A 3,260-nucleotide genomic window follows, 5' to 3' on the forward strand; every position below is an offset into this window, starting at 1 on the left:
AATTTATAAAATATGTATTTTTTGTTATTCTCTGGACAAACTACAAAAAGGAGGTGTTCATATGGACAAAAAATTTTCAAATAAAGCGATTAACTTTTTGAAAAAGGAGGGTTTTTACGTAATATTATTTATTTGTCTTTGTATAGTTGCAACAGTTGCACTGCTGACTGCAAAAAATAATAAAGAACAGAGTGCTGAGCTGCAGAAAAGTCAAGCCATAGAACAAAAGCAGGTTAAGCAAACTGCAAAGGCGGATAAAAATCCTTCTTCAAGCTATGACAATGCCCTTCAAGTTAAAGAGAACAGCCAGGCAAATGCTGAGAAGGAGGTTTCGAAAGGAGTATCCAATTCAATGAGTACTTCATTCCAAAAACCAGTGGAGGGAGTTATTGCAAGAGGATTTTCAGAAGATCCGGTATATTGGAATTCTACTGGAACATACAGACCCAACTTAGGATATGATATACAAACAGATTTGGGGAAACCAGTATTTGCAGCAATGGATGGAAAAGTAGAAGCGGTAAATACTGCAACGCAAGATGGAGTGGAAGTCATATTAGATCATCAAAATGGATTGAAGACCATTTATTCTAATTTAGATCCAAACGTTAAAGTCAGTGCAGGTCAGACGGTAAAAAAGGGAGCAGTTATAGGAATAGTGGGCAAGACTACTTTGAGATCAGCCTATGAAAAATATGGGAATCATCTACATTTTGCTGTTTTGAAGGGAAAAGAATTTGTTGATCCAGGTAAATATATAAAATATTAATATTTGGCCATTTCTCTTAGGTTTTATAGAGAAATGGCTCATATACAATGAATTTTAAGGTATAAAGGGGCATATTTATATATGGAAGGACAAGTATATACTAAAAGTTTTTTAAATTACGTAGAAAATGTTTAAACGATTTTATAATAGAAAGTTTTGAATAATAACATTTTTGTATGAAGGAGTTGAATGAGTTTGAAAGATTATATTGAAGAGAGAGTTATGGAAGTTGCTAAATATATAATAGGATCTAAAGCTACTATAAGAAAAACTGCTAAAGTTTTTGGAGTCAGTAAAAGTACTATACACAAAGATATGACTGAGAGGTTGCCAAAAATAAATCCACAGGTTGCTCAGGAGGCCAAGAGTATATTGGATTATAATAAAGCAGAAAGACATATAAGAGGTGGAAAGGCCACCAAAATGAAATATAAAGCTATTGAAGGTTAAAAAACATTCCCATTATAATTATAATATGATATTATAATTAATAGTAAATGTATTTACATTTTATTATGAAAAGCAAGTTAGAGTAGGAGTGAAAAAAGGGATGTTTTTTAATATAGGAACTGATATGGGAATAGACTTAGGTACGGCTACGGTGCTTGTATATATTAAAGGCAAGGGGGTAATTTTAAAGGAACCTTCTGTGGTTGCCATAGATAAGAGTAAAAATAGAGTGCTGGCTGTGGGAGAAGAAGCATGGCAGATGATAGGCAGGACACCGGGTAATATTGTTGCAATTCGTCCGTTAAAAGATGGAGTTATATCCGATTACGATGTAACGGAAAAAATGCTGAAGTATTTTATAGGAAAAGCTTGTGGGAAGAAGAGAATGTCAGCGCCAAGGATAGTTGTTTGCATTCCCTGCGAGGCTACTGAAGTTGAAAAAAGAGCTGTAATCGACGCAGCTAAAAATGCAGGTGCAAAAAAAGTATTTTTAATTGAAGAACCATTGGCTGCAGCTATAGGTGCTGGAATCGATATAACTAAAGCGAGTGGAAGTATGGTGATTGATATAGGAGGAGGAACCACCGATGTGGCTATAATTTCACTGGGAGGAATAGTGGTAAGGGCTTCAATTAAAGTAGCAGGAGACAAATTTGATGAAGCTATAATGAAATATATTAGAAAAGAACATAAATTGATGATTGGTGAGAGAACTTCAGAAAACTTAAAGATAAAAATAGGTTCTGCATTTCACAAGGATGAAGAAAATAGCATGGAAATAAGGGGAAGAGATTTAATCACTGGACTTCCTAAGAACATGGAAATATCTTCTAAAGAGATGAGAATAGCTTTGAAGGAAACTGTAAATGCTATAGCAGATACAACCAAGGCGGTATTGGAAAAAACTCCTCCAGAACTATCTGCAGATATAGCGGAAAAGGGCATAGTTATGACTGGAGGAGGAGCTTTGCTAAATGGCTTAAGTGATTTAATACAGGAAGTTACCTGTGTGCCCGTTTATGTAGCCGAAGATCCAATATCCTGTGTAGCTTTAGGTACAGGTAAAGTTCTTGAATATTTGGATAAAATGGAAGTTATTTTTACAGGCGATGACATAACTTTAATAGATTAAATAAAAGAGTAAAATCATATATATTATAATAATATCTTATTGTAGTAGAGGTAGTATGAGTGAATCAATGAATAGAGTATTACTTCAGCCATATTTAAAATTAGGTTTAAGCGTATGTTGCTGGTATTGCTGAATACATCTTCACTGCTGTTTGAGTCTACTATCCCTATTATTGATGAATCTCCTACGTTTGGAAGAGATTTTCCTACTCCTTTGCCAGGGTGTACAGGGAAATCTCTTGCCTGTATTTCACCTATGGCTTCATGATCACCTAGACAAGCATCAATTCCTATAATATTATTATTGGGGTGAAGCAATTTTATTTCGTTTAACTTACTTTCAATGTTTAAAGCGTGTATTGGCTCTGGTATTGTACCATAAACGGGTAGAGGAAAATGCTTGCATTTTAATAGGGTACCTACTAGAGGACCAAGGCAATCTCCTATATATTTATCTGTACCAATGCACACTATAACGGTGTCTTTGTTGATGTGATCTTTTAAAAAATGGGCTAAATCGTAATATGCCAGTGGGTTTTTATAATTGGATTTTATTTTACTCAATATATTCACCTTCTTTTATGTATACAATGCTTATGGATAATGTTCACAGCAAACACTATATATAATTTATATGATGAAATCATGTAAATTATTAGGACTAAAATAGAGGTATATGATTTTAAAAGAAATAACGAGGTAGGCAGAGAAATAAACGTTTAATATTAAATTTTACTCAAATATGAAATTTGAAAATAATCTTGTAAAAATGTATACTAAACTACGTTAAACGTTAAATGCCTTTATATTTTATCTAAAATGTGGTTTTATATAAATAAGCTGGCATAGCTCAGCAGGTAGAGCAACTGACTTGTAATCAGTAGGTCGTGGGTTCGAAGCCTACTGCCAG

At 33.7% G+C, this 3,260-nt stretch carries 4 protein-coding genes; 3 read left to right on the forward strand and 1 reads right to left on the reverse strand.

The window, feature by feature from the left end:
* Positions 1-61: 61 nt before the first annotated feature.
* The 3 genes from J5G60_RS17430 to J5G60_RS17440 all read left to right on the forward strand — a co-directional run bounded on the left by J5G60_RS17430 (position 62) and on the right by J5G60_RS17440 (position 2,351).
* Positions 62-769 carry a M23 family metallopeptidase gene (locus tag J5G60_RS17430; protein ID WP_150358614.1) on the forward strand — a complete coding sequence of 236 codons (708 nt, stop codon included), beginning with the start codon at positions 62-64 and terminating at the stop codon, positions 767-769.
* Positions 770-964: 195 nt separating this feature from the next.
* Positions 965-1,219, forward strand: a complete 255-nt coding sequence (spoIIID, locus tag J5G60_RS17435; RefSeq protein ID WP_150358613.1) for a sporulation transcriptional regulator SpoIIID — start codon at positions 965-967, stop codon at positions 1,217-1,219.
* 100 nt (positions 1,220-1,319) lie between these two features.
* Complete coding sequence (locus J5G60_RS17440) at positions 1,320-2,351, forward strand: rod shape-determining protein (protein WP_150358612.1); 1,032 nt, start codon at positions 1,320-1,322, stop codon at positions 2,349-2,351.
* Between the two features lie 23 nt (positions 2,352-2,374).
* Here J5G60_RS17440 and yyaC read toward each other — a convergent pair whose 3' ends face one another.
* Positions 2,375-2,914, reverse strand: a complete 540-nt coding sequence (gene yyaC, locus J5G60_RS17445) for a spore protease YyaC (RefSeq protein WP_150358611.1) — start codon at positions 2,912-2,914, stop codon at positions 2,375-2,377.
* Between the last annotated feature and the right edge of the window lie 346 nt (positions 2,915-3,260).

Source organism: Clostridium sp. HV4-5-A1G, assembly GCF_900184915.1.
Lineage (GTDB): Bacteria > Bacillota > Clostridia > Clostridiales > Clostridiaceae > Clostridium_B > Clostridium_B aromativorans.